This is a genomic window from Pseudomonas fluorescens, from assembly GCF_900636825.1.
GTDB lineage: Bacteria > Pseudomonadota > Gammaproteobacteria > Pseudomonadales > Pseudomonadaceae > Aquipseudomonas > Aquipseudomonas fluorescens_BG.
Map to the genome: position 1 here is coordinate 4,241,260 of NZ_LR134318.1, position 26,143 is coordinate 4,267,402.

Sequence of the window (26,143 nt, forward strand, 5' to 3'; positions counted from 1 at the left end):
CTTCATATAAAACTCTCTTGTTCAAATACCGGGTGGACGCCGCGGAACGATGTTTGCAGACCGTCCTGCAAGGTGATGACATCAAATTCTGTTGAGCACCGCGGCCAGCGCCAACCCAAGATTGCCCAAACACGTCTGGCGGTAGACTTTGGCGCGATAAAGCCAGACGAAACGGTTGTAACCCTTCGAATCACGGGCTTTCTTGAAATGCTCCAAAGTCTGGAGGCTTTCTGCACTCAAGCGGGAACGAACTGTTTCGAGTGCAGCAATATTTATGTCATTCCAGTCACGAAATCGGCCGGTAGACATCAGTCGCAAGCGCATGATACGTGCGCGCATTCCCGAGTTGGCGCCAATCAGATTCGCCTCATGCTGCCTGTACAGAATGGACGGTGACGCGTCGTACACCACTTTGCCGCCCACTCCAGTAACCAGCAGATAGGCCCACCAGTCATGAGAGACAATATCCAGTTCAGCGCCAGCATGGCAAAACACGTCGCGGGCCAAGTGGTTAAACACCATGGTGTTACCCCCGGCCAGACTCTGTACCAATGCATTAGCGAAGCTGGCGGGACGAGAAAATAGTGGCGAGCAGCCGATAACCGTCTCCGAGTCACCAATCAACTCGGTCCGGGCGCAATACAAAGCTGGAACATCGGAAGGTAATGCCTCCAATACCTGCACGGCAGACTCGAGTTTATTGGCTTGCCAGATATCGTCCTGATCGGCCCATGCATAGAAGTGCGATTGCTTGGGCGCATTGCAGGCAACGGACATGAAATTAGCCGCGAACCCTCGCTTCGGCCCTTGCAAAACCGTCAGCCGGCCTTCCCCCCAAGTCGCGCTGTACTGGCGCAGAATATCCAGTGTCGCATCGGTAGAACCGTCATCAGAAACGACTACATTCCATTCGCGATAGGTCTGGCTGGCTATCGAGTCCAATTGCTGTGCCAGAAAGCGCTCACCATTGTAAGTACACATCAGAACTGTCACGCGAGCCGGTTGCGTTTCATGACCTTGCATATCAACGCCAGACCCGCTGCCAGGTTGCTCGCCTGTCTGATCATATTGTGTAAGAGGGGCTACCACCGAGCACTCCATTGCAGTGAAGATAAAATAATGACGACGCCGTTTCGCTCAACATCACGATGTACAGCCTGGGCAGCCTGAGAAACAGCTACTTCTCTCACGAACCGCTCCCGACAGCGCAAAATTTGCCATTATAAGTCATACCAATTTGATAGCCCAGTGACATCACCACCTTTAGCAGCACAAGCTCGCTTTTAGGGTATGAAAAAAAAGTGATCTGAACATCGCTCTTAAACCGGAGAACTCCTGCCGAGGCCCAATGATCGGGCTGCGTAGGGTATCAAGGCCCCCTCATTGGCAAAAGGGTGGCAAACTGCCAATCCATCGAGAGACAGATCAACGGCAGTACTTTGTCGAAGTCATAGTGCAAAGGTGGCAGCTGCAGAAAATGCCGAACCGCCTAGCGCTTCTGAAAATGGTTGGCAGTGATCAGAAGTGCTTCGCTCACACTGACGGGCGGAGTCCACTCCAGCACCGTGCGCGTCTTTTCCATGTCGACCTGTAACGTGCCGCAGAGCCGCTGGGCTACAGCTTTTCTACCCAATAAAGCCGCCCCAAGACGCAGGAGAAACGGCGGCACGGGCAACAAACGCGCTCGCACGGTCAGAGCATCCGCCATTCTTTGAAGCAATTGAGTAGTCGTGAGGTCTTCGCCGTCACTCACCAGAAACGTTTGATTGGCTGCCTTGGGATGATCGATACAGGTCACCAAAAGATCTACCAGATTGCTGATGGCCACTAGGCTGCGGCGATTGCGTAATGCTCCCAGTGGTAGGGGAAGACCTTTTTTCAACCAGCACATCATACTTAAAAAATTAGCCTTGACGCCTGGCCCGTACACCAGAGGCGGTCGAATAATCACCACGTCCATTGCGGTTTCCAGTGCGATCTGGCGCACGACATCTTCTGCCTCGCACTTGGAAATACCGTAAGGATCAACAGGAGAAGGAATGTCGGCTGCGGTAAAGGGCATCCCGGCGGATGTTTCTTCGCCATTGACCTTGATGGAACTGACAAAAATGAAGCGCTTAACCCCGGACGCCGCCGCATGACGGGCCAGCCGCGCAGTGCCCTGCACATTCATTTGACGAAACATGGCAAGCGGATCGGCCGCCGCCTCGCTCATGACATGAACCCTCGCCGCACAGTGAATCACTGTCTGAACGTTGTTCAGCGACGGCAGGGCAACACGTTCATCCAGATCAAAAGGCACTACATCGCACAAACCGCTTAATCGCGTCTCGCCACGCACTGCTGCAACAGGAGCGTAGATCTTGTCGAGCAGCAGGCGAAACACCACTGCCTCGCCCACAAACCCCGTAGCTCCGGTCACCAATACCCGAGCACCTTTCATTTGGTTTTTTTCCTGATAACGGCAGTTGCGCAACAAATGAAGAAAAAGAACAATTTATCCCTGGTTCGCCGCCGACATTCACGCGCACTTAAAGACAGTCGCATTAACTGTCGACGACCCAAAGATAACCATTGCCGCACGAATGGATCATCGGCGAGGCCAACTAATTGGGCAATCATTCGAATCTGAGAAAACCACCACCCGTCATGAATGGTTTTGTAGCGCGCAATCAGCGGATTGATACCGGTATTAGCCCCGACCTGATTACTTTCGTGCTGGCGATAACGCATCGATGGCTGCGGATCAATGAACCAGCGCAAACCATGGCTGCGTGCGAAGGCATAGCAATACCAATCATGCAGGCTGACCATTTGCAATGCGTCCCAATGACTGAGTAATGACGCCTTCAACGGCCGCATCATCTTTCTACTCATTACATAGGTACAACCCGGCCCAGCAGCCTCGAAGAGAAAGTCCCAGCGGGTTTGCGGCTGGGCCTTGTCCAATAACTGATTGCGACCATCAGGCCAGAACGCAACTACGTTACTTGAATACGCATCTACGCCTAGGGTCTCTATCGCTCGGATAGCCCGTTCGATCTTGTCCAGATGCCAGACGTCATCCTGGTCAGCAAATGCGACGTAATCGTAGCCTTCAATATCAACATCACGGATCAAACGGAAGAAATTGCGCGAAGCTCCACCAAACGCGCCGGCATCAGGCAGGACATTGATGCGCGGCTGCTGCGCGGCTTGATCCGCGCACCATGCCTCAGTTCCGTCGGTCGAAGGATCAATGCTTATATAAACGGTTACGTCGACAGCTGTCTGACCGAGGATCGTGGCCAACTGCTCCTCGATCCACTGCATGCCATTGTAGGCGGCTAGCAGGATCGCAACCTTGGGATGTTCTACTGGCATGCCATTCCTGCTTGCACCGATAAGACACAGCTGTGCGAAAGTTGCGACTCCCGATCAGGCAGATGGCGAATCCAGCAACTTCTGAAGGTATTGACCATAGCCCGTCTTCTTAAGCGCATCGGCTTGTGCGCTGAGCTGTTCGGCGGAAATCCAGCCGTTGTGATAGGCGATCTCTTCCAGGCACGCCACTTTCAAACCCTGGCGCTGTTCGATCGTATGGACGAAATGGCTGGCTTCAAGCAGGGAGTCGTGGGTACCGGTATCCAACCACGCAAAGCCACGACCGAGCATTTCGACGCTCAGCGTCTTGCGCTCAAGGTATGCACGGTTAACGTCGGTAATCTCCAGCTCTCCGCGCTCGGAAGGCTTGATGTTTTTTGCGATCTCGACAACGTCGTTGTCGTAGAAGTACAGGCCTGTCACCGCGTAATTAGATTTTGGTTTTAGCGGTTTCTCTTCAATGCTGAGCGCGCGGCCGGTTGCATCGAATTCAACCACGCCAAAACGCTCAGGGTCGGACACGTGATAACCAAAAACGGTCGCGCCATTTTGCTGTTCGGTCGCAGAACGCAAGTTGTCCGAGAAGTGCTGACCATAAAAAATGTTGTCACCCAGAATCAGGCAGCATGGATCATCACCGATGAACTCTTCACCAATGATAAACGCCTGAGCCAGGCCATCGGGGCTAGGTTGCTCGGCATACGTCAGTTTGATGCCGTACCGGCTGCCATCACCCAACAATTTGCGGAAGCACGGCAGGTCTTCAGGTGTAGAGATGATCAGTATTTCACGCATACCAGCCAGCATCAGCACTGACAGCGGATAGAAAATCATCGGCTTGTCGTAGATCGGCAACATCTGCTTCGAGACGCCAAGAGTCAGCGGGTGCAAGCGCGTGCCCGAGCCGCCGGCGAGGATGATGCCTTTACGATTTGTCGTGGTCATTTGTTCAGAACTTCCCTAAGCATTCGGGTTACGCCACTTTGCCAATCCGGCAAGTGTAGAGAAAAATTGTCGCGCAGCTTCTGAGTGTTCAAACGTGAGTTCAGAGGCCGACGAGCGGGGGTTGGGTAAGCGGTTGTATCAATCGGATTGATCGAGCTGACAGCGAGTTGTTCGCCGATCGCCTTTGCGAATTCGATGACGTGACTTGCATAGCCATGCCAGGAAATCTCACCGGCGGCCGCCAAGTGATACAAACCGCCCAATTCATTACGATTGCGAACCTGCTGAATTGCCGACGCCGTAACGTCGGCGATCAGATCGGCGCCAGTCGGGGCGCCGATCTGGTCGCAGATGACGCTCAAGCTCTCGCGATCCTTGGCCAGACGCAGCATGGTCTTGGCGAAGTTGTTACCTCGAGCGGCGTAGACCCAACTGGTACGAAAGATCAGATGCTTGCAACCGGAAGCAATGATCGCTTGTTCGCCGGCAAGCTTGCTGGCGCCGTAATAATTGACTGGATTTACAGCGTCTGTCTCCTGCCAGGGATCTAAACCCTCGCCACTGAAAACGTAATCGGTCGAATAGTGAACAAGCCAGGCATTCAAGATGGCTGCTTCTTCGGCCATAACCTGACTTGCCTTGCCGTTTACGCGGTCAGCGAGCTCTTGTTCAGACTCTGCTTTATCGACCGCAGTGTAGGCAGCTGCGTTGACGATGACGTCAGGTTTGACCTGACGAATTGTCGCGCGCAATGCGTCGAGATCCGCCAAATCGCCGCTCAAACCGTTAACAGCATGACGATCAAGCGCGATCAGCTCGCCCAGCGGTGCGAGCGAGCGTTGCAGCTCCCAGCCAACTTGTCCGTTTTTGCCCAGCAGAAGGATTTTCATGCCTTGTTCGAGCGATCCGCATAGTTCTGGTCGATCCACTGCTGGTAGCTGCCGCTCTTCACGTGCTCAACCCACTCAGTGTTGTTCAGATACCACTCGACAGTCTTGCGAATACCTGTCTCGAACGTCTCTTCCGGTGTCCAGCCCAGTTCACGCTGAATCTTGCTCGCGTCGATGGCGTAACGGACGTCATGACCAGGGCGATCCTGGACATAAGTAATCAGGCTGGCATGCGGGCGATGTGCCGAGTCAGGGCGCAACTCATCGAGCAACGCACACAGGGTATGCACCACTTCGATGTTTTGTTTTTCGTTATGACCGCCAATGTTGTAAGTCTCACCGATAACACCTTCGGTGACGACTTTGTACAGCGCACGAGCGTGATCTTCTACGTACAGCCAGTCGCGAACCTGATTGCCTTTGCCATAAACCGGCAGAGGTTTGCCTTCCAGCGCATTGAGAATGATCAGCGGGATCAACTTCTCAGGGAAGTGGCAAGGACCGTAGTTGTTCGAGCAGTTGGTCACTAGCGTTGGCAGGCCATAAGTACGGGCCCAGGCGCGAACGAGGTGATCGGAACTAGCCTTGCTGGCCGAGTACGGCGAGCTTGGCTGATAAGGCGTGTCTTCGGTGAAGAGGTCTTCCGGACCTTCAAGGTCTCCGTAAACTTCGTCAGTCGAAATATGATGGAAGCGGAAGTTGGCTTTACGCGCGTCATCCAGTGCCGCCCAATAATGGCGGGCAGCTTCCAGCAGAGTGTAAGTACCGATGATGTTGGTCTGAATGAACTCGGACGGACCGGTAATGGAGCGATCAACGTGGGACTCCGCGGCCAGGTGCATGATGGCATCCGGTTGGTGCTCACGCAGAACACGGTCGATCTGATCACGATCGCAGATGTCGACGCGCTCGAACACATAGCGCGAATCACCGCTGACTTCAGCGAGCGACTCAAGATTACCGGCATACGTCAGCTTATCGACGTTAACGACAGAGTCGTTAGTGTTGGAAATAATGTGACGGATGACTGCCGAGCCGATGAACCCGGCGCCGCCGGTAACTAGAATTTTCACGCGAAACCATACCCTTGAGCTGCGGACAGTGACGCAATGAGCACTGTCTAATCCATGAATGCGGAAGCCGTCGAATAGGAGACTTCCGTCAGAGTCAGTCTGAATCGATGTGGGAATAGGCCACTATCGAACAAGGGACGCATTTTACAGCTTAATGAATCTTTTACTAATGGATATAGACAGGTAGAGACGCAATTTCGACAGACGCATGCGCCTGCCGCTGTCAAACAAGACGCTTGCGTGCTGCTCTGGACGAACGTCCCAGGAACAGGCCAAGTAATGGGCCGAAAATCATCCCGATCAGCAAGGCGAGGACGACGATCAGCGACACCGGTAACTCAGGTCCCGCCCAACCCAAAAACAACAAGGAGACAGATTGCTGGTTTTCAAGGACGAAGGCCAGAATTGCCAACACCAACAAAAGCATGAAAACGCCAAGCAGAACGCGCTTGAGGTTACGCATGAGTCACTCCTTGAAATGCGAAGACGATCAAACCCCCTCCTCCTCTTCCTCATTGACGCGGTCACGCAGTTCTTTGCCCGGCTTGAAATGCGGGACAAATTTACCGTCGAGGCTAACGGACTGGCCAGTCTTTGGATTGCGACCAACGCGCGGCGCACGATAGTGCAGAGAGAAGCTGCCAAACCCACGGATCTCGATGCGATCACCGGTGGCCAGGCATTGGGACATTTGTTCAAGCATGGTCTTGATGGCCAGCTCCACATCCTTGGATGAGAGTAGCCCTTGATGGGTGACAATTCGTTCGATCAACTCCGACTTCGTCATATTTTTCCCTTCTTTTTCAAGCAGCTAGATCAGCGCTTGAAAGGTTTTAGCACGCCCGGAAGATTTTGAACAGCCCAGGGATTGACATATCTTCCTGCGCGTCGAAACGCCCATTTTCAGGGCGCCAAACCCACTCAGCTTCCACGTACCTAGCGACACATCACCAACATCTTTCGGGTTACGAAACCCGCAGGATTAAAGCCGAAGGGATATTCATCTTCATCCTTGGCATCGTCAGAGCGCGTAATCACCTTGTAGCCTGCGCCTTTGCACTCCTTCGCCGCGCGTTTTTGACACTTCTCCCAGCCGGAGCCTAAACCCGAACAGTCGATTTCTATGCCACTGACTCCACGCGAGGCATGCGTCTTGGCGCTTGTGGTACAGCCCGCCAACATCAACACTGCGACGACGAGAATAAACTTGTTCATCCACTTCCTTATGCCAGGCATAGCCCGGCGACTGCGCACTTGAAATCAAGCTTAGTCGCGAATAGGCGATTGATCCGATTAAAGAAACAGACCACCCACAAAACGGATTGGTTTCACCCGCACCGTTGATTCGAACCAGGAAGATGCCCGACTTCCAAATCGCAGGCACAAAAAAGGGCGACCGAAGTCGCCCTTTTTCATGATCAAGCAGAACTTAGTTCTGTTTGGCCATTGCTTGACGCAGCAGTGCCGCCATGGTGGTGTCGGCTGCTTCGCCTTCCGGAGCTGCTTTCAGGCTCTGGATAGCTTCTTTCTCTTCAGCATCGTCTTTCGATTTGATCGACAGCTGAATAACACGGCTCTTACGATCAACGCTGATGATCTTGGCTTCTACTTCCTGGCCTTCTTTCAGAACGTTGCGCGCGTCTTCAACGCGGTCACGGCTGATTTCGGAGGCTTTCAGAGTCGCTTCGATATCGTCGGCCAGAACGATGATGGCGCCTTTGGCGTCAACTTCTTTCACGGTGCCAGTAACGATTGCGCCTTTGTCGTTAACCGAGACGTACTCGGAGAACGGATCGCTTTCCAGTTGCTTGATACCCAGGGAGATACGCTCGCGCTCTGGGTCAACCGACAGGATAACGGTGTCCAGCTCGTCGCCCTTCTTGAAACGACGAACAGCTTCTTCGCCAACTTCGTTCCAGGAGATGTCGGACAGGTGAACCAGACCGTCGATGCCGCCGTCCAGACCAATGAAGATACCGAAATCGGTGATCGACTTGATGGTGCCGGAGATTTTATCGCCCTTGTTGAACTGGCCAGAGAAATCTTCCCATGGGTTGGATTTGCACTGCTTGATGCCCAGGGAGATACGACGACGCTCTTCGTCGATGTCCAGAACCATGACTTCCACTTCGTCGCCGACTTGTACGACTTTCGAAGGATGGATGTTCTTGTTGGTCCAGTCCATTTCCGAAACGTGTACCAGACCTTCAACGCCTTCTTCCAGCTCAGCGAAGCAGCCGTAGTCGGTCAGGTTGGTTACACGAGCGGTTACGCGAGTGCCTTCTGGGTAACGGGCTTTGATAGCAACCCATGGATCTTCGCCCAGTTGCTTCAGGCCCAGGGAAACACGGTTGCGTTCGCGATCGTATTTCAGAACCTTGACGTCGATTTCGTCACCAACATTGACGATTTCGGAAGGATGCTTGATGCGCTTCCAGGCCATGTCGGTGATGTGCAGCAGGCCGTCCACGCCACCCAGATCGACGAATGCGCCGTAATCGGTGAGGTTTTTGACGATACCTTTGACTTGCTGGCCTTCCTGCAGGGATTCCAGCAGAGCTTCACGCTCGGCGGAGTTCTCGGCTTCGAGGACGCTGCGACGGGAAACGACAACGTTGTTGCGCTTCTGGTCCAGCTTGATGACCTTGAATTCCAGCTCTTTGCCTTCCAGGTGCGTGGTGTCGCGCACTGGACGGACGTCAACCAGGGAACCTGGCAGGAACGCACGGATGCCGTTAACGTCGACAGTGAAGCCGCCTTTAACCTTACCGTTGATAACGCCCTTGACCACTTCCTCAGCTGCGAAGGCTGCTTCCAGAACGATCCAGCATTCAGCGCGCTTGGCTTTTTCACGGGACAGCTTGGTTTCACCGAAACCGTCTTCAACCGAGTCCAGCGCAACGTGAACTTCGTCACCGACGTTGATGGTCAGATCGCCAGCGTCGTTGTAGAACTGCTCAAGCGGGATGAGTGCTTCAGACTTCAGGCCAGCGTGAACGGTTACCCAGCGAGCCTGGTAATCGATATCAACGATAACACCGGTGATGATGGAGCCTGCCTGAAGGTTCAGGGTTTTTAGGCTTTCTTCAAAGAGTTCCGCAAAGCTTTCGCTCATTTTAATTCCTGTAAATGAGGGCGAAGGATCCGCCCATCTCCACACCCCAGACGATGTGGGTTAGTTTCATTAAAAAGAAGCGCCCCAGAACTATGACTGGTCCCCTGAAGCCTTCTTGGTCACCCGGCGATATCGCGAATGGCGATCTCGCTCATGATGCGTTCAAGCACCTGATCAATGGACAACTCCGTGGAATCCAGCTGAATCGCATCGGCCGCCGGCTTGAGCGGGGCTACTGCGCGCTGGGTATCACGCTCATCGCGTGCACGGATCTCATCTAGCAGACTCGACAGACTAACACCCTCGACTTTGCCCTTCAACTGCAAATATCGACGGCGCGCCCGCTCCTCGGCACTGGCAGTCAGGAAAATCTTCAGCGGCGCATCAGGAAAAACCACCGTACCCATATCGCGCCCGTCGGCCACCAGGCCCGGTGCTTCCTGAAATGCGCGCTGGCGCTGCAGCAGCGCCTCGCGCACGGCGGGCAATGCAGCCACTTGCGAGGCGCCGGATCCGACGCTTTCAGTGCGAATGACATCGCTGACTTCGTCACCTTCCAGAATGATGCGTTGCAGCTGACCTTCGGTCGCCGCGATGAATTGCACATCCAGATGAGCGGCAAGTTTTTTCAGCAACTCTTCATTGGTCAGGTCAACGCCATGGTTGTGCGCGGCAAACGCCAGCAACCGGTAAAGCGCACCGGAATCCAGCAGATTCCAGCCAAGACGCTTGGCCAGAATCCCGGCTACCGTGCCCTTGCCCGAGCCGCTTGGCCCATCGATGGTGATGACCGGTGCAATTTTTTTCACGACTGAGCCTCTTGTGCCACACGAATACCGACTTGCTCGCACAGCGCGAGGAAGTTCGGGAACGACGTCGCAACGTTGGCGCAATCATGGATGCGGATCGGTGCAGTCGCGCGCAGCGAAGCCACGCTGAATGCCATGGCGATACGGTGATCGCCATGACCATGCACCTCGCCGCCGCCGATCTGGCCGCCGTCGATAATGATGCCGTCCGGGGTCGGCTCGCACTCGACGCCCAGCGCCAGCAAACCATCCGCCATCACCTGAATCCGGTCCGACTCCTTGACCCGCAGCTCTTCGGCACCAGTCAGCACGGTACGCCCTTCGGCGCAGGCAGCAGCAACGAACAGCACCGGGAATTCGTCGATCGCCAGCGGCACCAGCGCCTCTGGTATCTCGATACCCTTGAGTTTAGCTGCCCGCACGCGCAAGTCAGCAACCGGCTCGCCGCCTACTTCACGCTGGTTCTCCAGCGTAATGTCCGCACCCATGAGACGCAGAATGTCGATCACGCCGGTACGGGTCGGGTTGATGCCAACGTGTTCAAGCATCAGCTCGGAACCCTCGGCAATCGATGCCGCGACCAGGAAAAAGGCCGACGACGAAATGTCGCCCGGCACTTCAATGTGGGTGGCCGTCAGCTTGCCACCGGACTCGACCGACGCTGTGGCGCCATCGACGTTGACCGAATAGCCGAACCCGCGAAGCATGCGCTCGGTGTGGTCGCGAGTCGGTGCCGGCTCGGTCACTGTGGTTTTGCCTTCAGCGTACAGACCGGCGAGCAGCAGGCAGGACTTCACCTGTGCGCTGGCCATCGGCATGGTGTAGGTCAGGCCTTTGAGCTTGTGGCCACCGCGAATGGTCATCGGCGGACGACCTTCGGCAGCGGTTTCGATCACAGCGCCCATTTCACGCAGCGGATTGGCCACGCGGTTCATCGGACGCTTGGACAGCGAAGCGTCGCCGGTCAAGGTGCTATCGAAACTCTGCGCCGCCAGCAGGCCGGACAACAGACGCATCGACGTGCCGGAGTTGCCCAGATAGATCGGGCCCGGCGCAGGTTTCAAACCGTGCAGGCCGACACCGTGAATGGTCACGCGGCCGTGGTGCGGGCCTTCGATGACCACACCCATGTCGCGAAAGGCCTGCAAGGTCGCCAGGGCGTCTTCGCCCTCGAGGAAGCCTTCGACTTCGGTGACGCCTTCGGCCAGCGAGCCGAGCATGATCGAACGGTGGGAAATCGATTTGTCACCCGGTACGCGAATCCGACCGGACAGGCGGCCACCAGGTTGAGCCAGGAAGATCAGATCGTTGGAATTCATAGCGTCCACATAGGCCCTGCGGGCCAGGATTTTACTGAAATGCTCGCGGGCAACCCGGGCGCGCGTGAAAACGCCCAACAATTGGTGCCCATCCCCTGCATCGACCGCGTCGCGCAAGGCGTCGAGGTCGCTGCGAAATGTATCGAGTGTGCGCAGGACAGCCTCGCGGTTGGCGAGGAAGATGTCGTGCCACATCACCGGGTCGCTTCCTGCGATTCTTGTGAAATCGCGAAAACCACCGGCAGCGTAACGGAAGATCTCAAGGTTTTCATTGCGCTTGGCCAACGAATCGACCAAACCGAACGCCAGCAAGTGCGGCAAATGACTGGTCGCAGCCAACACTTCATCGTGACGCTCGACTTGCATGTGCTCGACATCGGCGCCCAGCTCGCGCCACAGCCGATCGACCACGGCCAGCGCGGACGGATCGGTCTGCTCGAGTGGCGTCAGAATCACTTTGTGACGACGAAACAGCTCGGCATTGGAGGCTTCCACCCCGCTCTGCTCGGAACCGGCAATCGGATGGCCCGGCACGAAACGCGGCGGCATGGCGCCAAACGCTTCGCTGGCGGCGCGCACGACGTTACCTTTGGCGCTGCCAACGTCAGTGAGGATCGCCTGCCCCAGATCCATGACTGCCAAGCGTGCCAGCAATTTTTCCATGGCCAGAATCGGTACAGCCAGCTGAATGACATCAGCACCGATGCACGCCGCCGCCAAGTCATCTTCGCAACGATCGACCACACCTAATTCGACCGCGAGCTTGCGCGACTGCGCATCAAGATCGACGCCGACGACTTCGCGGCACAGGCCGCTTTCACGCAAACCCTTGGCAAACGAACCACCGATCAAGCCCAGACCAACCACCACCAGGCGACCGATCATAGGTGCAGCAGATTGCAGTGCAGTGACATCAACCACGAGCCAGAACCTTGCGCAGCGCTTCGAGGAAGCGGCTGTTTTCCGCCGGCAGACCGATGGTCACGCGCAAGTGGTTCGGCATGCCGTAATTAGCCACCGGACGCACGATCACGCCTTCGCGCAGCAAACCCTGAAAAACCGGCGCTGCAATCTGGCCGAGATCGACGCAAATGAAGTTGCCTTTGGACTCGATCCAGCCTAAACCCAACTCACGGAAACCGGCTTGCAGCTGCTGCATGCCCGCCTCGTTGAGCTGGCGGCTTTGCGCCAGATATTCGTCATCCTTCAACGCTGCGCAAGCCGCCGCCAGGGCGAGGCTATTGACGTTGAACGGCTGGCGCACGCGGTTCAGCACATCCGCCACAACCGGGGTCGACAGACCATAGCCGACGCGCAGTGCTGCCAAGCCGTAAGCCTTGGAAAAGGTGCGCGAGACCAGCAGATTCGGGTACGCGGCGAGGAAGTCGAGACCGTCCGGCAAGTCGCTGCCTTCGGCGTACTCGATGTACGCCTCGTCCAGCACCACCAGCACATGCTCCGGAACATCCTGCAGAAATTCGTCCAGCGCTTCAGCGCCAAACCAGGTGCCGGTCGGGTTGTTCGGGTTGGCGATGAACACCACGCGGGTTTTGGCGTCGATGGCCGCGAGCATCGCCGGCAAGTCGTGACCCCATTCTTTGGCCGGAACCACTTTGGCTTGCGCGCCGACTGCTTGAGTAGCAATCGGATACACCGCAAAGGCATGCTCACTGAACACGGCATTCAGGCCCGGCGCCAGATAGGCACGCGCCACCAGCTCGAGAATATCGTTGGAACCATTACCCAATGTGACCTGGTTCAGCTCGACGCGGCATTGTTCGGCCAGCAAGGATTTCAGCGCGAAACCGTTGCCGTCCGGATAGCGGGTCAGCTCGGCCAGCTCTTCGCGGATCGCCGCCAAGGCTTTCGGGCTCGCACCCAGCGGGTTTTCATTGCTGGCCAGTTTGACGATTTTCGCCGGATCCAGATCCAGCTCACGCGCCAGTTCGTCCACAGGCTTGCCCGGAACGTACGGCGAAAGTTGTTGCACGCCCGGCTGTGCCAGAGCGAGGAAGTTGCCACTCATTTGCTACCGCCCTTAGAGAACTGCTTTCGGGTAGGAACCCAGCACTTTGAGTGCTACTGCTTCCTGACTGATCTTCTCCAGCACACCTTTGATCAACGGATCGCGGTGGTGGCCGACGAAGTCGATGAAGAACACGTAGGTCCATTTGCCGCTGCGCGACGGACGGGTTTCGATACGGGTCAGGTCGATGCCGTTGCCGTGGAAAGGCACCAGTAGCTCGTGAAGCGCGCCGGGTTTGTTGCTCATCGACACGATGATCGAAGTCTTGTCGTCGCCGGTCGGCGGTACTTCCTGGTTACCGATCATCAGGAAGCGCGTCGAGTTGTCCGGACGATCTTCGATCTTCTCGGCCAGTCGCGTCAGGCCATACAGACCGGCCGCCATGTCGCCGGCAATTGCCGCCGAATTCCACTCGCCTTTGACGCGCTTGGCGGCTTCGGCGTTGCTCGACACCGCGACGCGCTCGACATTCGGGTAATGCGCATCCAGCCACTTGCGGCACTGGGCCAGCGACTGCGCATGGGAATAAATGCGGCTGATGCTGTCGGTCTTGGTGCTTTCGCCGACCAGCAAATGATGGTGAATGCGCAGCTCGACTTCGCCGCAGATCACCATGTCGTGTTCGAGAAAGCTGTCCAGCGTGTGATTGACCGCGCCTTCGGTGGAGTTCTCCACCGGCACCACGCCGAAATTTACCGCGCCAGCGGCCACTTCACGGAACACTTCATCGATCGCCGCCATTGGCTTGCTGATCACGGCGTGGCCGAAGTGCTTCATTGCCGCCGCTTGGGTGAAGGTGCCCTCAGGGCCGAGATACGCCACTTTCAGCGGCTGCTCCAGGGCCAGGCACGACGACATGATTTCGCGAAACAGCCGCGCCATTTCTTCGTTGCCCAACGGCCCCTGATTGCGTTCCATCACCCGCTTGAGCACCTGCGCTTCACGCTCGGGACGGTAGAAAACCGGCACTTCACCTTCAGCCAGCGAGGCCATTTTGACTCGCGCAACTTCCTGGGCGCAGCGCGCACGCTCACTGATCAGCTCGAGGACTTTAGTGTCCAGAGCGTCAATGCGAACGCGCAGGGCCTTGAGTTCTTGCTCGGACATCAGCCGTGTTCCTTCTCGAATTCCGCCATGTACGCCACCAGCGCGTTGACCGCGGTGATGTCGACGGCGTTATAGATGGAGGCGCGCATGCCGCCCACCGAGCGGTGGCCCTTGAGGTTGAGCAGACCGCGCTCATCGGCGCCTGCAAGGAACGGCTTGTCCAGACGATCGTCAGCCAGACGGAATGGCACGTTCATCCACGAGCGATCTGACTTGTTGATCGGGTTGCTGTAGAGGCCACTGGCGTCGATGAAGTCGTACAGCGTGCGCTGTTTGACGTCGTTGAGCTCGGCAATGGCTTCGACGCCGCCCTGCTCTTTCAGCCACTGGAACACCAGACCGGACAAATACCAGGCCAGGGTCGGCGGCGTGTTGTACATCGAGCCGTTATCGGCCGCGACCTTGTAATTGAGCATGGTCGGGCACAGTGAGCGCGCTTTGCCGAGCAGGTCTTCGCGAATGATGTTGACGACGATACCGCTTGGGCCGATGTTCTTTTGCGCGCCGGCGTAGATCATGCCGAAACGCGAAATGTCGACCGGGCGCGAGAGGATGTCCGAAGACATGTCGGCCACCAGCGGCACGTCACCGGTTTCCGGGATCCACTGGAACTCCAGACCGCCGATGGTTTCGTTCGGCGCGTAGTGAACGTAAGCGGCGTCTTTCGACAGGTTCCACTCGTTCTGGCCAGGGATAGCGAAATAGTCGTAAGGCTTGGCGGTGGCAGCGACGTTGACGTGGCCGTAACGCGAGGCTTCTTCGATGGCTTTCTGCGACCAGATACCGGTGTCGATATAGTCGGCCGAGCCATTTTCCGGCAGCAGGTTCAGCGGAATCTGTGCGAACTGCTGGCTCGCGCCACCTTGCAGAAACAGTACTTTGTAGTTCGACGGGATATTCAGCAGGTCACGCAGATCCTGCTCGGCCTGAGTGGCAATGGACACGAACTCATCGCTGCGATGGCTCATTTCCATGACCGACAGACCCTTGCCGTGCCAATCAAGGAGTTCACCCTGGGCGCGCTGCAGGACAGCTTCAGGCAGCGCCGCCGGACCGGCGCAGAAGTTATAGGCTCGCTTGCTCACATCCAATCTCGCTCTGACTTGGTGATACACAAAAAATCTGTAAATCTGATAGGTCTACCTCTGTAGGAGCTGCCGAAGGCTGCGATCTTTTGATCCTGTTTTTTTAACATCAAGATCAAAAGATCGCAGCCTTCGGCAGCTCCTACAGAGGAAATTCATACCGGACAAATAACAAGGGGGCGAATTCTCATCCGCCCCCTTGGTTGCCCGCTTATTCTTGCGGTTCTTCGTCAGCTGCGGCGTCGAGTGGCTGGTCTTCGCCAGCGTCGTCGGTACCGACGGTGCCTTCGAATTCCTCGCCCTCTTCACCCTCAAGCTCTTCACCCTCGACTTCCGAAGGCTCCTGAACCCGCTCCAGCCCGACCAGGGTTTCGTCCTTGGCCAGCTTGATCAGCGTGACACCTTGGGTGTTACGACCCAGGCTCGACACTTCGTCGACACGGGTGCGCACCAGGGTGCCCTGATCGGAAATCAGCATGATTTCCTCACCGTCCTGCACCTGAACCGCACCGACCAGACGGCCGTTACGCTCGTTGCTGACCATGGCGATCACGCCCTGACCGCCACGCTTGTATTCAGGGAATTCGGTGATCGAGGTGCGCTTGCCGTAGCCGCGCTCGGAAGCAGTCAGAATTTCGCTGCCCTCTTCCGGAATCAGCATCGAGATCAGCTTCTGCCCTTCCGGCAGACGCATACCGCGCACACCGCGAGCGGTACGGCCCATGGCGCGAACTTCGGATTCCTTGAAGCGAGTGACCTTGCCGCCGTCGGAGAACAGCATGATTTCCTGCTCGCCATCGGTGATGGCAGCGGAGATCAGAATGTCGCCTTCGTCCAGCTCCAGCGCGATCAGGCCGACGCTGCGCTGACGGCTGAACGCCACCAGCGGAGTCTTCTTCACGGTACCGTTGGCGGTCGACATGAAGATGAACGGTGCCTTCTTGCGGTCGGCAGCCTTGATGCGCGCACGGCGCTCTTCGTCGGTTTCGTTGCTGTTTTCGATGTCTTCAACGTCGGCCTCGACGCCTTCGGCCTCATCTTCGTCAGCCTGACGCTTCATGGCTTCGAGATCGACCGGCAACATCGTGGTGATGTATTCGCCTTCGCTCAGCGGCAACAGGTTGACCAGCGGACGGCCACGGGCAGCGCGGGACGCTTCCGGAATCTCGTAGGTCTTGAGCCAGTACACCTTGCCTTTGCTGGAGAACAGCAGCAGCGTGGTGTGGCTGTTGGCAACCAGCAGGTGAGCGATGTAATCCTCATCCTTGACGCCGGTGGCCGACTTGCCTTTACCGCCACGACGCTGAGCCTGGTACGCAGCCAGCGGTTGGGTCTTGGCGTAGCCGCCGTGGGAAATGGTCACGACGCGCTCTTCTTCCGGGATCATGTCACCCAGGGTCAGGTCGAGACGGGCATCGAGAATCTCGGTGCGACGCACATCGCCGTATTCGGCGCGAATCACTTCCAGCTCTTCGCGGATCACTTCCATCAGGCGCACGGCGCTGTTGAGGATGCGGATCAGCTCGCCGATCTGGTTGAGGATCTCTTGATACTCGGCCAGCAGCTTCTCGTGTTCCAGACCGGTCAGACGGTGCAGACGCAGTTCGAGAATGGCTTGCGCCTGTTCTGGCGAGAGGAAATATTTACCTTCGCGCAGACCGTACTGAGGATCGAGGTTCTCCGGACGGCACGAATCGGCACCGGCACGTTCAACCATCGCGACCACTGCCGAGGATTCCCAAGGCGTGCTGATCAGCGCTTCTTTCGCTTCCGACGGCGTCGGCGAGGCTTTGATCAGGGCGATGACCGGGTCGATGTTCGACAGCGCAACGGCCTGACCTTCGAGGATGTGACCACGTTCGCGCGCCTTGCGCAGTTCGAACACAGTACGGCGGGTAACGACTTCGCGGCGGTGACGGACGAAGGCTTCCAGCAGATCCTTGAGATTGAGGATCCGTGGACGACCATCGATCAGCGCAACGATGTTGATGCCAAATACCGATTGCAGCTGGGTCTGCGCGTAGAGGTTGTTGAGGATCACCTCCGGCACTTCGCCGCGACGCAGTTCGATCACCACGCGCATACCGTCCTTGTCGGACTCGTCGCGCAGTTCGGTGATGCCTTCGAGCTTCTTCTCTTTGACCAGCTCGGCGATCTTCTCGATCAGACGAGCCTTGTTCAGCTGGTACGGCAGTTCGGTGATAACGATCTGCTGACGGCCACCGACCTTGTCGATGTCTTCGATGATCGAGCGGGCACGCATGTAAATGCGCCCGCGACCGGTGCGGTAGGCTTCGATGATGCCGGCGCGACCATTGATGATCGCGGCGGTCGGGAAGTCCGGACCGGGGATGTACTGCATCAGCTCATCGACGGTCAGCTCAGGGTTGTCGATGAGTGCCAGGCAACCGTCGATGACTTCACCGAGGTTGTGCGGCGGAATGTTGGTCGCCATGCCCACGGCGATACCGCTGGAGCCGTTGACCAGCAGGTTGGGAATACGGGTCGGCATGACCGCCGGGATCATTTCGGTGCCGTCGTAGTTCGGCACCCAGTCCACGGTTTCTTTGTGCAGGTCAGCCAGCAGCTCGTGCGCCAGCTTGGTCATGCGCACTTCGGTGTATCGCATGGCCGCGGCGTTATCGCCGTCCACCGAACCGAAGTTGCCCTGACCGTCTACCAGCAGGTAGCGCAGGGAGAAAGGCTGAGCCATACGAACGATGGTGTCGTACACGGCAGTGTCACCGTGCGGGTGATACTTACCGATCACGTCGCCGACAACACGGGCAGATTTCTTGTACGGCTTGTTGTAGTCGTTGCCCAGCTCGCTCATCGCGAACAGTACGCGACGGTGCACGGGCTTGAGGCCATCGCGCGCATCCGGCAGTGCACGGCCGACGATCACGCTCATTGCGTAGTCGAGGTAGGACTGTTTCAGCTCGTCTTCGATATTGACCGGGAGGATTTCTTTGGCCAGTTCGCCCATGAGAAGCCTGATTCCTTTTTCTGGTGAAACTTCGTCATATCCATGTGGGAGCAACGAAGCTCGTCGGGGCCGGCCGAGTGCCATGCGCCGACTTACGACAAATCAACATTGGATCGTGGATTTGCGCAGTAAAGACAGCTTCGTGAAGCCGCCTCGGAAAACGCCGGATGTTATCACAAGAGCCGCCACGCACCTATCCCCCAGACGCGCATGGAGCATAGTTAGTTGACCGATGACAGGCTTAACGGGGACGAGAGAGGCTCAGAGCTTGTTTGAATGTAGATTTGCGGCTTGGATTAGCGATGTTTATTGACTTTTAGGGGGACGCACACCTGTAGGAGCTGCCGAAGGCTGCGATCTTTTGACCTTGTCGTCTGAAAACAACATCAAAAGATCGCAGCCTTCGGCAGCTCCTACATTGAATATCACCGCATCAATGCAGGCGCTTGCGGCACATCAGCTGGGCCATTTTCGCGGTGTCCGGGCGTTCGACGATGCCTTTCTCGGTAACGATCGCGTCGATCAGATCCGCCGGGGTGACATCGAATACCGGGTTGAACGCTTCAACGTCGGCACCGACACGCTTGCCGCCGACTTCGAGCAACTCGGCGCCGTCACGCTCTTCAATCGGGATGTCGTCGCCGCTGGCCAGGTTCATGTCGATGGTCGAACTCGGCGCCACCACCATGAAACGCACGCCGTGGTGCATGGCGTTGACCGCCAGTTGATAGGTACCGATCTTGTTGGCCACGTCACCATTGGCGGTGATGCGGTCGGCGCCGACAATTACCCAGGTCACGCCCTTGGTCTTCATGATGTGCGCAGCGGCCGAGTCAGCATTCAGCGTCACCGGGATGCCTTCGTTAGCCAACTCCCACGCCGTCAGACGCGAGCCCTGCAGCCACGGCCGGGTTTCGTCGGCGTAAACACGCTCGACCATGCCTTCTATATAAGCGGCGCGGATCACGCCCAGCGCGGTGCCGAAACCGCCGGTAGCCAGCGCCCCGGTATTGCAATGGGTCAGAATCGCCTGGGCGTTGCCCTGATGTTTACGGATCAGGTCGACGCCAAGCTGCGCCATGGTCAGGTTGGCTTCACGGTCGCTTTCATGAATGGCGACGGCTTCAGCCTCCAGCGCCGCCAGCGGATCGGCATGATTTTTCAAGCGATCGAGACGATCATGCATGCGGCCGAGCGCCCAGAACAGGTTGACCGCGGTCGGACGCGACCCGGCCAACAACGCGAAATCCTCTTCCAGGGCCGCATACCAGTCGCCACCTTCAGCGATCCGCGCACGCGCGGCGAGAACGATGCCATAGGCCGCGCTGATGCCGATGGCCGGCGCGCCACGCACCACCATCGAGCGAATCGCCTCGGCCACGCCAGCGGCGCTGGTGTATGCAATCCAGGTTTCCTCGAACGGCAAAATACGCTGATCCAGCAGGTGCAGCGCGCCGTCTCGCCACTCGATGGCCTTCACTTTCTCCGCAGCCAACAGTCGATCGCGCATCCCACACCCCGCACTCATGAACAAAAGCCGCCGATTATAGCGATCCCCCCGCCAAGACGCTCGGGTATACTTCGCCATCCTTTACAAAAGCACTGGAACCGACCCTCGATGCCGAAACCTGCCATTGCGCTCGACTTATTATTGCTGCCGACCTGGCTGGTACCCGTCGAACCCGCTGGCGTCGTGCTCAAAGAGCATGGCCTGGGCATTCGCGATGGTCGCATCGTGTTTATCGGCCCGCGCGCCGAAGCACTGAAGTGCGACGCCGGCGAAACACGCGAGTTGCCGGACGTGCTGCTCGCTCCGGGCCTGATCAACGCCCACGGGCATGCCGCGATGACGCTGTTCCGCGGCCTGGCCGATGATCTGCCGCTGATGACCTGGCTGGAAAACCACATCTGGCCGGCCGAAGCCAAATGGGTCGATGAGGATTTCGTCCGTGACGGCACCGATCTGGCCATCGCCGAGCAGATCAAGGGCGGCATCAGCTGTTTCTCGGACATGTATTTCTTCCCGAAAGTCGCCAGCGAACGCGTGCACAACAGCGGCATCCGCGCGCAAATCGCGATTCCGATCCTCGATTTCCCGATCCCCGGCGCCAGCAGCGCCGATGAAGCCATTCGTCAGGGCGTCGAGTTGTTCGGCGACCTCAAGCATCACGATCGGATCAAGATCACTTTCGGTCCACATGCACCGTACACCGTCGGCGACGAGAACCTGGAAAAAATCCGCGTGATCGCCGAAGAGCTGGACGCCTCGATCCACATGCACGTGCATGAAACCGCGTTCGAAGTGCAGCAGGCGGTCGAACAAACCGGCGAACGACCACTGGCCCGCCTGCGTCGTCTCGGTCTGCTCGGGCCACGCTTCCAGGCGGTGCACATGACGCAGATCAGCGATGACGACCTGGCACTGCTGGTAGAAAGCAACACCAGCGTCATCCACTGCCCGGAATCCAATCTCAAACTGGCCAGCGGCTTCTGCCCGGTGGAGCGTTTGTGGCAGGCTGGCGTCAATGTGGCGATCGGCACCGACGGCGCAGCGAGCAACAATGACCTCGATCTGCTTGGCGAAACCCGCACCGCGGCCCTGCTGGCAAAAGCCGTCGCCGGTTCAGCCACCGCGCTGGATGCCCATCGCGCGTTGCGCATGGCCACGCTCAACGGCGCCCGTGCGTTGGGGATCGAAGCTCAGGTCGGTTCGCTGGAGATTGGCAAAGCCGCCGACATCGTCGCCTTCGATCTGTCGGGGCTGGCGCAGCAACCGGTCTATGACCCGGTATCGCAACTGATCTATGCCACCGGTCGCGATTGCGTCAAACACCTTTGGGTAGCGGGCAAACAGTTGCTTGATGAGCGGCGCCTGACCCGCCTCGACGAACAGCAGTTGAGCGCCACCGCGCGGGCCTGGGGCGAGCGCATCAGCGGCCACACCGAATCGTAAACACCCCGGCGCAAGACGCCGGGGCTACAGCCTTTTTAAAAGTTTAGAGGAAGTGAACATGAGCAACGTCGACCACGCCGAAATCGCCAAATTCGAAGCCCTGGCCCATCGCTGGTGGGACCGTGAGAGCGAATTCAAGCCGCTGCACGACATCAACCCGCTGCGGGTCAACTGGATCGATGAGCGCGTCAATCTGGCTGGCAAGAAGGTCCTCGACGTCGGTTGCGGCGGCGGCATCCTCAGTGAAGCCATGGCCCAGCGCGGCGCTACGGTGATGGGCATCGACATGGGCGAAGCGCCGTTGGCGGTGGCGCAACTGCATCAGCTCGAATCCGGCGTCAGCGTCGAATACCGGCAGATCACCGCCGAAGCTCTGGCCGAAGAAATGCCTGAGCAATTCGACGTGGTCACTTGCCTGGAAATGCTTGAGCACGTGCCGGATCCGTCGTCGGTCATCCGCGCTTGCTTCCGCATGGTCAAGCCGGGCGGCCAAGTGTTCTTTTCGACCATCAACCGCAACCCGAAGGCCTATCTGTTCGCGATCATCGGCGCTGAATACATCATGAAACTGCTGCCGCGCGGCACGCACGATTTCAAGAAATTCATTCGCCCGTCCGAGCTCGGCGCCTGGAGCCGCATGGCCGGCCTGACCGTCAAGGACATCATCGGCCTGACCTACAACCCGCTGACCAAGCACTACAAGCTGGCCAACGACGTTGACGTCAACTACATGATCCAGACCCTGCGCGAGGAATAAGCCGATGGCCATCAGAGCAGTTCTTTTCGACATGGACGGCACCCTGCTCGACACGGCGCCGGACTTCATTGCCATCTGCCAGGCAATGCGCGCGGATCGTGGCTTGCCGCCGATCAACGACAGGCACATCCGCGACGAGATTTCCGGCGGCGCCAAAGCCATGGTCGCGGTGACCTTTTCGATGGACCCGGAATCGCCCGGTTTCGAAGCGCTGCGCCTGGAGTTTCTCGAGCGCTACCTGGTCGGCTGCGCCGTCCACAGCAAACTGTTCGACGGCATGGGCGAACTGCTCGCCGACATCGAAAAGGCCAACCTGATCTGGGGCGTGGTGACCAACAAACCGGTGCGTTTCGCCGAGCCGATCATGCAGCGGCTGGGGTTGGCCGAGCGATCGGCACTGCTGATCTGCCCGGACCACGTCAAGAACAGCAAACCGGATCCGGAGCCATTGATCCTGGCGTGCAAGACGCTTGATCTGGATCCATCGACGGTGCTGTTTGTCGGCGATGATCTGCGCGATATCGAATCGGGCCGCGACGCCGGCACCAAAACCGCTGCGGTGACCTACGGCTATATTCACCCGGACGACAACCCACGGCATTGGGGTGCGGACGTGGTGGTGGATCATCCGTCGGAGTTGCGCAAAGTGCTCGATAGCGCGCTTTGCAGCTGCTGATCAAAGTCAAAAGATCGTCCGAACGCGGCCCGAGCCTGCGGCAGCTCCTACAGTTGTAGGAGCTGCCGCAGGATGCGATCTTTTAGCTATTAATGGATTATGAGGTTTGTATGTTTGATTACTCCGCTCGCCCTGAATTGCTCAAGGATCGGGTCATTCTGGTCACCGGTGCCGGGCGTGGCATTGGTGCGGCTGCGGCGAAAACCTATGCGGCCCACGGTGCGACTGTGCTGCTGCTGGGCAAGACCGAAGCCAATCTGACCCAGGTTTATGATGAAATCGAAGCCGCCGGTCATCCCCAGCCAGCAGTGATTCCGTTCAACCTTGAAACCGCCCTCCCTCATCAATACGACGAACTGGCGGCAATGATCGAGACCGAGTTCGGCCACCTCGACGGCTTGCTGCACAACGCTTCGATCATTGGCCCGCGCACGCCGATCGAGCAACTGTCCGGCGAAAACTTCATGCGCGTCATGCAGGTCAACGTCAACGCGATGTTCATGCTGACCAGCACGCTGCTGCCGCTGCTGAAGCTGTCGCAGGATGCTTCGGTGGTATTCACCTCCAGCAGCGTCGGGCGCAAGGGTCGGGCTTACTGGGGCGCCTATGGCGTATCGAAGTTCGCCACCGAAGGTTTGATGCAAACGCTGGCCGACGAAGTCGAGGGCGTAGCGCCGGTCCGCTCCAACAGCATCAACCCGGGCGGCACGCGCACCAGCATGCGCGCGCAGGCCTATCCGGGGGAAAACCCGCTGAATAACCCGACGCCCGAGGAGATCATGCCGGTCTACCTTTACCTGATGGGCCCGGACAGCACCGGCATCAACGGCCAGGCATTCAACGCGCAATAGCTGCCATACGTCGCTTTTGTTGCCGCGGCAGATTCCTGCCGCGGCGCGTCTTTGCCGCTTGCAGGCAACCTAAGTTAGTCAATTTCCCAGCACTCGTCATCGCGGAAACCTTCCAAGCCTTTGATTCACAAAGGTTTAAATAAAAACGAACTGAATAGCATGACTTTCGCTCTAAATTTCCTCGAAGCATGCCGTGTGAAGGCAATGGGGCAAGACCGGTTTCGATAGCTTACTTATCGTCAGCCGGCAGACTAGACTTACGCCAAACGTCCTACGGGACTGATGGATCAGTATGACGCGCAGCCCATAGCCGCTCTCACCCAGCCTGTAAGACAGACTTACTGCTTAGGGGCTCACGCCATATGAAATCACCCTCCCAGACCAATGCAATTGACTTTGACAGTGCCAAATTGCAACGCCTGGGCTTTGGTCGACTGCCTCCGCTGCTGGAGCGACCGACCAGCCTGGCGCAACTGCGCCAGCAAATGAGCCTGCAACTGCAGACCAGCCTTGAACCGCAACGTATCCTCGGCCTGTTTTTCCGCGAAGTTCAGCGCCTGGTGCCGCTCGATGCGCTGAGCTATGTGCACAAGGGCAGCGAGTTGCGCCTGGAGTTCGGCACCCGCGGCCACCACTCGATCAGCTATACCCTGAGCCACGAAGGCGAGCATATGGGCGAAGTGGTGTTTCGCCGCAATCAGCGCTTCAGTGATCAGGAGCAAGGCCATCTGGAATCGCTGCTGTCTTCTTTGCTGTATCCGATGCGCAATGCCCTGCTCTATCGCGAGGCGACACAAAGCGCCCTGCGCGATCCGCTGACCGGTGCCGGCAACCGCATTGCCATGGAGCAGACGCTGCAACGCGAAATCGATATGTCCCGTCGCCACCAGCAGCCGTTATCGTTGTTGATGCTCGACATCGACCACTTCAAACGGGTCAACGATAGCCATGGTCACGGCGCCGGCGATGACGTGCTCAAGGCGATGGCCGCCACCATCAAGGCGCAGTTGCGCAATGTCGATATGGTGTTCCGCTACGGCGGCGAAGAGTTTTTGATTCTGCTGTCCAACACCAACCGCGACGCCGCAGCCATGGTCGGCGAGCGGCTGCGCTACGCGACCCAGGCCGCCGAATATTATGCGGATGGCAAGTTGATCGAGCTAACGGTCAGCCTCGGCTGTTCGACGCTGTTGCCGGGTGAATCGGCCGACAGCCTGCTACGTCGCGCCGACAACGCCTTGTATGTCGCCAAGCGTGAAGGCCGGAACCGGTTGACGATGGCGGGCTAGGTTTTTCACCCGACACAAAACGCTGCAGGAGTGAGCCTGCTCGCGATGACGATCTGACCTTCAACGATGAGTTGACGGATAGGCCGCTTTCGCGAGCAGGCTCACTCCTGCATTTTACGCGGTGTGCGAGTACATCAGCTCTCGACTACTGCCCTGCGCTCTCGGCTGACCAGCAGACGCTCTGAACCTTCAAGCTGCATGCAGCGCTCCAGAAACAGGAACATATAGTCATAGCTTTTGCAGATGGCCTGGCGCAGTTCGGCCTGCAATGCCAGGCTCGGATTCATCCCGGCCAATGTGCAGATGATTTCGAGCGCTTCCCATGGATGGGCGTCATCGTACTGGGCATGCATTTTCAACCATTTCATTGCACGCTTGCGGTCCTCCTCTGGAAACGCCGCAGCATAGACGCCCGTGGAACAGACGACCGCTGACCACTCCCCGGTCGCGCCTTCGATCGCATAGTTGGTCGCGGCAATGGCGACAATCAGCGAATCGGCAGAACTGGTGTGCCAGCACCAGTGACTCAGCGCGTGCAACTCAGGCGGCACTTGCTGAGCCTGAAGGTCTTCCAGGCTTACACCGTGCGCTCGGCTCCAATGCACCCAATAATCAGCATGATTGAGTTCGACGCGGATGTTACGCATCAGCCAGCGTCGCGCCATGTCTTCGCCCGGGTGACGGGCAAACCGCGTCTTGGTGAGATTCTGCGCCATGTACAACGCAAACTGCTCAACGACCGGCCAACCCCCGATCAGGTACTGACGCATGGTCTTGGCACTGAGCTTGTTATCACGCATGCGCAAGTAAAGTTCATGTTCGACAACCCGGCGCTTGCTCTCGCTGCAATCCTGAATGAGCTGTTGTGCCCAGCCAGGATAACTTGCAGCTTCCATGAG

Annotated in this window: 23 protein-coding genes; 5 read left to right on the top strand and 18 right to left on the bottom strand. The window is 57.8% G+C overall.

What is annotated here, in order from left to right:
• Positions 1–81: 81 nt before the first annotated feature.
• The 17 genes from EL257_RS19170 to mtnA form a co-directional block, all read right to left on the bottom strand.
• A complete protein-coding gene (locus tag EL257_RS19170) occupies positions 82–1,023 on the bottom strand; it encodes a glycosyltransferase family 2 protein (RefSeq protein ID WP_126365267.1) in 942 nt (313 codons plus the stop codon).
• 466 nt (positions 1,024–1,489) lie between these two features.
• Complete coding sequence (locus EL257_RS19175; protein ID WP_126365269.1) at positions 1,490–2,443, bottom strand: UDP-glucose 4-epimerase family protein; 954 nt, start codon at positions 2,441–2,443, stop codon at positions 1,490–1,492.
• On the bottom strand, positions 2,440–3,363 hold the full coding sequence (locus tag EL257_RS19180; protein WP_126365271.1) for a glycosyltransferase: 924 nt from the start codon (positions 3,361–3,363) through the stop codon (positions 2,440–2,442). Before EL257_RS19180 ends, EL257_RS19175 begins: the two co-directional genes overlap by 4 nt.
• A 54-nt stretch (positions 3,364–3,417) precedes the next feature.
• On the bottom strand, positions 3,418–4,308 hold the full coding sequence (rfbA, locus tag EL257_RS19185; protein WP_126365273.1) for a glucose-1-phosphate thymidylyltransferase RfbA: 891 nt from the start codon (positions 4,306–4,308) through the stop codon (positions 3,418–3,420).
• Positions 4,305–5,198: a dTDP-4-dehydrorhamnose reductase gene (gene rfbD / locus EL257_RS19190; protein ID WP_126365275.1), complete on the bottom strand. Its 894-nt coding sequence runs from the start codon at positions 5,196–5,198 to the stop codon at positions 4,305–4,307. The genes rfbA and rfbD overlap by 4 nt, the downstream gene beginning before the upstream one ends.
• Positions 5,195–6,271, bottom strand: coding sequence for a dTDP-glucose 4,6-dehydratase (rfbB, locus tag EL257_RS19195; RefSeq protein ID WP_126365277.1), 1,077 nt, complete (start codon positions 6,269–6,271; stop codon positions 5,195–5,197). The genes rfbD and rfbB overlap by 4 nt, the downstream gene beginning before the upstream one ends.
• Before the next feature lie 223 nt (positions 6,272–6,494).
• On the bottom strand, positions 6,495–6,734 hold the full coding sequence (locus EL257_RS19200; RefSeq protein ID WP_126365279.1) for a lipopolysaccharide assembly protein LapA domain-containing protein: 240 nt from the start codon (positions 6,732–6,734) through the stop codon (positions 6,495–6,497).
• Between the two features lie 27 nt (positions 6,735–6,761).
• Entirely contained in the window at positions 6,762–7,058 is a 297-nt protein-coding gene (gene ihfB, locus EL257_RS19205; RefSeq protein WP_003189779.1) for an integration host factor subunit beta, read from the bottom strand.
• 149 nt (positions 7,059–7,207) lie between these two features.
• A complete protein-coding gene (locus EL257_RS19210; RefSeq protein ID WP_126365281.1) occupies positions 7,208–7,486 on the bottom strand; it encodes a hypothetical protein in 279 nt (92 codons plus the stop codon).
• Positions 7,487–7,700: 214 nt separating this feature from the next.
• Positions 7,701–9,386, bottom strand: a complete 1,686-nt coding sequence (gene rpsA, locus EL257_RS19215; RefSeq protein ID WP_027612422.1) for a 30S ribosomal protein S1 — start codon at positions 9,384–9,386, stop codon at positions 7,701–7,703.
• A gap of 119 nt (positions 9,387–9,505) precedes the next feature.
• Entirely contained in the window at positions 9,506–10,195 is a 690-nt protein-coding gene (gene cmk, locus EL257_RS19220; RefSeq protein ID WP_126365283.1) for a (d)CMP kinase, read from the bottom strand.
• The gene (locus EL257_RS19225) at positions 10,192–12,399 is read right to left on the bottom strand and encodes a bifunctional prephenate dehydrogenase/3-phosphoshikimate 1-carboxyvinyltransferase (RefSeq protein ID WP_232013118.1); all 2,208 of its coding nucleotides are present in this window, start codon (positions 12,397–12,399) and stop codon (positions 10,192–10,194) included. Before EL257_RS19225 ends, cmk begins: the two co-directional genes overlap by 4 nt.
• Positions 12,400–12,427: 28 nt before the next feature.
• Complete coding sequence (gene hisC / locus EL257_RS19230) at positions 12,428–13,540, bottom strand: histidinol-phosphate transaminase (RefSeq protein ID WP_126365287.1); 1,113 nt, start codon at positions 13,538–13,540, stop codon at positions 12,428–12,430.
• Positions 13,541–13,552: 12 nt separating this feature from the next.
• Complete coding sequence (gene pheA / locus EL257_RS19235; protein WP_126365289.1) at positions 13,553–14,647, bottom strand: prephenate dehydratase; 1,095 nt, start codon at positions 14,645–14,647, stop codon at positions 13,553–13,555.
• Positions 14,647–15,732, bottom strand: a complete 1,086-nt coding sequence (gene serC / locus EL257_RS19240; RefSeq protein WP_126365291.1) for a 3-phosphoserine/phosphohydroxythreonine transaminase — start codon at positions 15,730–15,732, stop codon at positions 14,647–14,649. Before serC ends, pheA begins: the two co-directional genes overlap by 1 nt.
• A 211-nt stretch (positions 15,733–15,943) precedes the next feature.
• Positions 15,944–18,718: a DNA gyrase subunit A gene (gene gyrA, locus EL257_RS19245; protein ID WP_126365293.1), complete on the bottom strand. Its 2,775-nt coding sequence runs from the start codon at positions 18,716–18,718 to the stop codon at positions 15,944–15,946.
• A gap of 433 nt (positions 18,719–19,151) precedes the next feature.
• Positions 19,152–20,228 (bottom strand): S-methyl-5-thioribose-1-phosphate isomerase, encoded by a 1,077-nt coding sequence (gene mtnA / locus EL257_RS19255; protein ID WP_126365295.1) that lies wholly within the window; start codon positions 20,226–20,228, stop codon positions 19,152–19,154.
• A gap of 108 nt (positions 20,229–20,336) precedes the next feature.
• On the opposite strand from mtnA, the gene EL257_RS19260 reads away from it, so the two are divergent.
• From EL257_RS19260 to EL257_RS19280, 5 genes are all read left to right on the top strand, one after another.
• On the top strand, positions 20,337–21,671 hold the full coding sequence (locus EL257_RS19260; RefSeq protein WP_126365297.1) for a TRZ/ATZ family hydrolase: 1,335 nt from the start codon (positions 20,337–20,339) through the stop codon (positions 21,669–21,671).
• A gap of 58 nt (positions 21,672–21,729) precedes the next feature.
• Positions 21,730–22,428 carry a bifunctional 2-polyprenyl-6-hydroxyphenol methylase/3-demethylubiquinol 3-O-methyltransferase UbiG gene (gene ubiG / locus EL257_RS19265; protein ID WP_007908399.1) on the top strand — a complete coding sequence of 233 codons (699 nt, stop codon included), beginning with the start codon at positions 21,730–21,732 and terminating at the stop codon, positions 22,426–22,428.
• 4 nt (positions 22,429–22,432) lie between these two features.
• Positions 22,433–23,104, top strand: coding sequence for an N-acetylmuramic acid 6-phosphate phosphatase MupP (mupP, locus tag EL257_RS19270; protein WP_126365299.1), 672 nt, complete (start codon positions 22,433–22,435; stop codon positions 23,102–23,104).
• Between the two features lie 110 nt (positions 23,105–23,214).
• The gene (locus EL257_RS19275) at positions 23,215–23,955 is read left to right on the top strand and encodes a YciK family oxidoreductase (protein WP_126365301.1); all 741 of its coding nucleotides are present in this window, start codon (positions 23,215–23,217) and stop codon (positions 23,953–23,955) included.
• A gap of 362 nt (positions 23,956–24,317) precedes the next feature.
• Entirely contained in the window at positions 24,318–25,244 is a 927-nt protein-coding gene (locus EL257_RS19280) for a GGDEF domain-containing protein (RefSeq protein ID WP_126365303.1), read from the top strand.
• Positions 25,245–25,378: 134 nt separating this feature from the next.
• On the opposite strand, the gene EL257_RS19285 is transcribed toward EL257_RS19280, so the two are convergent.
• Positions 25,379–26,140, bottom strand: a complete 762-nt coding sequence (locus EL257_RS19285; RefSeq protein WP_419866585.1) for a TenA family transcriptional regulator — start codon at positions 26,138–26,140, stop codon at positions 25,379–25,381.
• Positions 26,141–26,143 lie beyond the last annotated feature (3 nt).